The 4,095-nt window shown below is 45.3% G+C and carries 6 protein-coding genes; all 6 read right to left on the reverse strand.

Features of this window, described 5'->3' with window-relative positions; genetic code table 11:
- Positions 1 to 162: 162 nt before the first annotated feature.
- Complete coding sequence (locus tag Q0688_RS20425; RefSeq protein WP_299081758.1) at positions 163 to 936, reverse strand: hypothetical protein; 774 nt, start codon at positions 934 to 936, stop codon at positions 163 to 165.
- Between the two features lie 10 nt (positions 937 to 946).
- Entirely contained in the window at positions 947 to 1,369 is a 423-nt protein-coding gene (locus tag Q0688_RS20430; RefSeq protein ID WP_299081761.1) for a hypothetical protein, read from the reverse strand.
- Positions 1,370 to 1,428: 59 nt separating this feature from the next.
- A complete protein-coding gene (locus tag Q0688_RS20435; RefSeq protein WP_299081764.1) occupies positions 1,429 to 1,815 on the reverse strand; it encodes a hypothetical protein in 387 nt (128 codons plus the stop codon).
- A 143-nt stretch (positions 1,816 to 1,958) separates the two neighbouring features.
- On the reverse strand, positions 1,959 to 3,617 hold the full coding sequence (merA, locus tag Q0688_RS20440) for a mercury(II) reductase (RefSeq protein WP_299081767.1): 1,659 nt from the start codon (positions 3,615 to 3,617) through the stop codon (positions 1,959 to 1,961).
- Positions 3,610 to 3,867 carry a mercury resistance system transport protein MerF gene (gene merF, locus Q0688_RS20445; RefSeq protein ID WP_299081770.1) on the reverse strand — a complete coding sequence of 86 codons (258 nt, stop codon included), beginning with the start codon at positions 3,865 to 3,867 and terminating at the stop codon, positions 3,610 to 3,612. Before merF ends, merA begins: the two co-directional genes overlap by 8 nt.
- Before the next feature lie 7 nt (positions 3,868 to 3,874).
- Positions 3,875 to 4,095: mercury resistance system periplasmic binding protein MerP (merP, locus tag Q0688_RS20450; protein WP_299081773.1), on the reverse strand; the 221-nt coding region annotated here is incomplete at its 5' end.

Consider the following 4,095-nt stretch of genomic DNA (forward strand, 5'->3'; position numbering starts at 1 on the left):
AAGTGAGATTCAAAATGGCCAAAATTAATGACGCTATAAAGCGCAGTAGTTCAGGTTTTTGCTGATTTTGTCGTGTTTTTTCAATACAATTTAGCGGCCTACTTACGACCCAAAGCCATCATTTGTAAATTCTGAAATCATGGTTATAAGTTTGTTTTTATTTCAATCGAGACCGACCCCATCGATCTTTTGTCGTTCATCACACTCCCAAAGAATAATTCCGTCGATGGTATCAGCAGCATTCTCTGCATTAAAAGCATTGAGTAAAGAAATTAGCCTGGTATTGAGTAGCCCAACCGCTTGTGGTGCGTCTGCGGGAATAAACTGATTCCAGTCATTGCAAGCTCGGTTCGTCCACATTTGCGGATAAGTTTTAATGCTGTGGCCTTGAGATGCAAGAATCTCCGCAACATGAGGCGACCCCTTGGTCATTGCTTGATTCCAGTCAACTTTCTTTAAGGTGTGTAGGTTTCCTAATAGAGCTAGCACTGGCGTGCGGCTTCTCTGCTCATTTAATACTCTGGCCATCCATTCATCACGGGTGGTGTCTATTCCAATCCACCCATCAATGGCGATGAGCTTCAGGCAATCATTGTTTTTCTGCTTTTCGACCAGATCAGCAATCAATGTCCGAAAAGGTGGGTGATCAATTATTGGTGAAATATCGATATCAGTCGCAACCGCTTTACCATCTGCCATTTCATCAAGCAATATTTGTTGGCTACTAGCAATCTCCAATGCAATAGTCAGGCATTTATTATGTTGTAGATATTCGGTTATTAACGACTCGAAAAACTGGACTGTTTCTGGTCGTTGGTGGGATTCACCAATAATTGTAATGCTATTAGGCATCATGCCATCTAGAATCTGGTTATAAGTACCTGCTGAATAGTTAGGTGAAGAAAAAAGGAGGAGGATGATAGTAAGGAAACGCATTATGTATGCCTCATGTTGATTTATGTTGATCCAACTTAATCAATCGCGGCCAGCGTTCATGTATCCATTGAGATTCAGGTGGGGTATCTACAGTAACCACATAAATTCGCTGCTCACCTTTTCTTTCAGCCAGTAATGCCTGAATGGCCATCCCTGGTGCAAGGTCTATCCAATGCGATTGGCCATTGTGGTCTTTTTCAATGAAGCAGTTGGCGGGAATTAATATGGGCCTTGGGTGCCAAGGCTTCCATCTGCCAGCTTTGATCGAATCTAAACGTGCCCAGCCACCATTGGGAAAACTTCCAGACTCTCCTTTCTTGCGTCTGCCCCAAGTCACCCAGGTCACACCGCCTTGGCGTAACATGACTGGTATTCTCGCATCAGGTTGAGGAAAGTAGACTTTTTGATCTTGATATTCAATGCCACCACACATAATGGGATTATAGCTGACAAAGGATGTCTATAATTTGAACACATTAAGTTGAAGTTCCATTACTTCTCTCTTGGGCTTTTATATCTTCCCCAGAACACTTCCGGCAACACGCATACTAGCAGCGTACCAATTAATAGAAAGAGCCCTAATTCGTTAAATGATAAGATTTGTATCCATTGCATCCCAGTGGCTAACGCCAAAACGGCAGAAAGCAGAAAATAGGGGCCACTGAAAAAACAGTGTATTCGGCCACACTGATGGGCATTTCTTAAACAGGCAACCCCCATCCAACTCAAAGCACCCATCCAGAGAATACCAGTGAGCAGTGGCGTTAGTTGCATCAACCAGGTAAGCAGCATAATAAAAGTGGGCAATCCCCAGGCGGCAAAAAACCGGGATTTATTAGCCACCCAGTCGTTTGTGCTGGCTTCATATTTCTCTGACATCGTGTATTCCGTTATTCGGGTTATCAGGTCAATTGGTGTAGTTGTGAATCTAATGAATGCAAGTAGGTCAGCTGCGCATCAATTTTTGTTTGCAATAATCCATAGCCAATCGGTAGCCTGTAGCACACTACAATCAAGCCGCTTTACCCGGCACAACAAGAAAGATCTTTCACATCCTTGTTAAAGGTTTGTGCGCAGAGTTTTAAGCCTTCCACCATAGTTAGATAAGGGAATAGTTGATCTGCCAGATCCGTCACGGTCATGCGATTATGAATGGCCAATGCCGCACTTTGAATGATTTCACCACCTTCATGAGCCAAAATCTGCGCGCCTATGATCCTACCTGTATTCGTCTCAGCCACAAGTTTGATAAAGCCATCGGTTTCGAAATTGGCCAGTGCTCTGGGCACATTTTCCATATCCAAAACACGGCTATCGGTATTAATACCTTGTACCTTAGCTTGTTCTTCTGTTAATCCAACCGTAGCGACTTGAGGATCGGTAAAGATTACAGTAGGCATAGTGGAGAGATCGAGCTTGGCGTCACCACCTGTCATATTTACACCCGCTCGACTACCCGCCGCAGCTGCCACATAAACCAATTGTGGCATGTTACTGCAATCACCCGCCGCATAGATGTTCAACACTGTAGTTTCCATATGGTCGTTAACTGTAATGGCACCATTACGTTCGGTTTTAATGCTGACAGCTTCCAGATTGAGTTGGCTTGTATTAGCATGACGACCGGTACTGATCAGTAGGCGATCACTCTGGAGTGATCCTGCATTCGTTTCCAAGGTAAAACGTTTTCCATCATAGTCGACACTGCTCGCCTGGGTATGGTTGAGTATACGAATATCTTCTTTTTCAAAGAATGTTGTGAGCTTTTCACCTAAGAGTGGGTCTTCAGCATATAACAAAGTATGTCGCGCCAATACAGTAACTTGGGCACCTAGGCGGCGATAGGCTTGTGCGATTTCCAGCGCTACCACGGAGGAACCGATGACAATCAAGTGCTCTGGTGTTTCCTCGGCAAACAAGGCTTCCGTGGATGTCCAATAGGGGGTGTTAGCCAGACCATCAATGAGTGGGATCGTTGGAGTTGAACCGGTTGCGATGAGAATGCGGTCGGCTATAACTTCTTGCTCATTACCATCGGGCTTGCTCACAATCAAGGTGCTAGTATTTTTAAATCGAGCATGACCTTTTACAAGACTCAATGCCGGGTTTGATTCGAGAATATTCTGATATTTAGCTGCTCGCAGTTCTTCAACGCGCGCGGTTTGTTGCTGTGTCAGTAATGCACGGCTTAACTGTGGCGCGTGATTTTCCAGACCTTTAAATGGATTATTGCGCTGTTGTTCGGCCAATTGTCCTGCCCGAATCAAAATCTTGGAAGGGACACATCCCACATTGACACAGCAACCGCCTATAACGTCCGCACCTTCAATGATGGTGACTCGCGCTCCGCCTTCAGCCGCTTTGATTGCACACGCAAATGCCCCGGAACCACTGCCAATAATCGCCACATGCAGAGATTCATCACTTTTCTGAGTGGCTACGTTATCAGATGCACAGCCGGCCTTTTGTGAACTCCGTTCCTGTACCGTATAGCCTAATGCCTCGATAGCACCAATGATATCGTTGGCGTTCACGTTGGCGTTTGTGTCCACGTCGGCACTGGCGTTAGCATAAGAAACATCTGTGCGATTGATCCCTTCAATGGCTTCTAGTGTTTCCTTGATATGGGTTACACAACTAGTGCAGGTCATACCTTCTATCTGAAAATAAAATTTACTCATTGGTTTCTCCGCCATGACGATCGGTATTGCAACATACGGGATTACGTTGGGATTTTTTTCTGTAAAAGGCATATCCCGTGAGGCCGATGAAAAATGCCAGAGCGGGGAAAAGGACAACATCCAGATGGCCTGTAAAGGCTGACAGGCCAACCGCAGCAAGTAGAATAACCAATAGCGGTGTGAAGCAGCAAAGGGCTACAATCAGAGTGCCAATCACGCCAGTACGAAGCAAGCGTTTGTTCTTATCCATGAACACGTTACTCCTTGATCGTGGATGGGTATCCGGCATTGGTTGTGGCCTGGACGAGCGCTTCAACGTTCGTGGCGTCGTCGTCGAAGGTCACCACGGCTCGTTTCTTTTTATAACTGACATCGGCGTTGGTTACACCATCTACCTTATTTAAGGCTTTTTTCACTGTAATTGGGCACATAGCACAGTTCATGGTAGGCAAATCTATAGTAACAGTCTGCGGACTAG

Source organism: uncultured Paraglaciecola sp. (assembly GCF_937123705.1).
GTDB lineage: Bacteria > Pseudomonadota > Gammaproteobacteria > Enterobacterales > Alteromonadaceae > Paraglaciecola.

What these genes read in the sequence shown, in the direction of transcription:
- Q0688_RS20425 (WP_299081758.1), bottom strand. Translation starts at nt 936, where the DNA reads ATGCGTTTCCTTACTATCATCCTCCTCCTTTTTTCTTCACCTAACTAT.
- Q0688_RS20430 (WP_299081761.1), bottom strand. Translation starts at nt 1,369, where the DNA reads ATGTGTGGTGGCATTGAATATCAAGATCAAAAAGTCTACTTTCCTCAA.
- Q0688_RS20435 (WP_299081764.1), bottom strand. Translation starts at nt 1,815, where the DNA reads ATGTCAGAGAAATATGAAGCCAGCACAAACGACTGGGTGGCTAATAAA.
- merA (WP_299081767.1), bottom strand. Translation starts at nt 3,617, where the DNA reads ATGAGTAAATTTTATTTTCAGATAGAAGGTATGACCTGCACTAGTTGT.
- merF (WP_299081770.1), bottom strand. Translation starts at nt 3,867, where the DNA reads ATGGATAAGAACAAACGCTTGCTTCGTACTGGCGTGATTGGCACTCTG.